Raw genomic sequence first — 1,092 nt, 5'->3', positions numbered from 1 at the left:
GGTGACACGTGGAGCTGACAGATACTAATAGATCGAGGACTTAACCTATATTCTAATGTGAAACATGAACATTGTTATCTAGTTTTGAGAGAACATTCTCTCCATCAGGTTTGGTGGCGATAGCGAAGAGGTCACACCCGTTCCCATACCGAACACGGAAGTTAAGCTCTTCAGCGCCGATGGTAGTTGGGGGTTTCCCCCTGTGAGAGTAGGACGCCGCCAAGCTTCTATCAGGATCAGTTCCAGTCGGAACTGGTCTTTTTGTGTTTTTGAATGATTTGCTTCTATATAATAGGTTATTAAAGTAAAAATAGGTTGTTCCCTCGTTGATTGCTACATAAATCAAACTTCATGCTCCTTCAATTTAACATGTCGGTCATCATATGAATCGGCAGCTCAAATCATCAAGGGCTTCACTAAAAGCCTAGAAAACCTCACCTTGGGCTAAATAGATATAGAAAGGGGATGTATAGGGCCACTAAATAGAAAGACCTCATCCCGAAGGGGTTGGTCAGCCATTGTTGGATTTCCAATTTAAAAGATAGAAGACATGAAAGAAACAATACTCATTTTATTTCTCCTGTTAAAATTTTATATAGACGATAAAGCTGTTGAATATTTGAAGCAGCAGAAAAAATGATGTGAAACGATTTGCTGAAAAATAGTAAAGACCAGCAACATATTCACACTTTTTTATGCAAAAAAGATTTCTCAGAAAAATAAAATAATAGCAGAACTTCTTATTTGAAAGTTTTTATGCAGAGATATATGAAATAAAATAAGGGTATAGAAGCTTCAAAAATGCTGTTTCCACAGTTATTAGTACTCTTTTTAACAAAAAAGCATAAAAAAATAAAAAAAAGGCTTTTAAAATGATGAGACAAGTGGTAAACTTCTTTAGGTGCCTTAACGAAAAGATGAAAAAAACAGCTTTAAAATAAATTCAAAAATTATTTTAAAAAAGTCTTTACAAACAATATCTTATCGTTATATAATACTATTTGTCAGATCGAGAGACACTTCGAAACGACACGATATGGAGGATTAGCTCAGCTGGGAGAGCATCTGCCTTACAAGCAGAGGGTCGGCGGT

At 35.8% G+C, this 1,092-nt stretch carries 1 rRNA gene; it reads left to right on the top strand.

From position 1 onward, the window contains the following. The first annotated feature begins 109 nt into the window (after positions 1-109). Positions 110-225: ribosomal RNA gene (gene rrf, locus C9414_RS19215) — 5S ribosomal RNA — on the top strand. Positions 226-1,092 lie beyond the last annotated feature (867 nt).

Origin of the sequence: Bacillus sp. Nf3, assembly GCF_003028545.1 — a bacterium.
Lineage (GTDB): Bacteria > Bacillota > Bacilli > Bacillales > Bacillaceae > Bacillus > Bacillus safensis.
The sequence above is the reverse complement of the archived record's forward strand: the minus strand, read 5'-3'. Positions and strand labels throughout refer to the sequence as shown.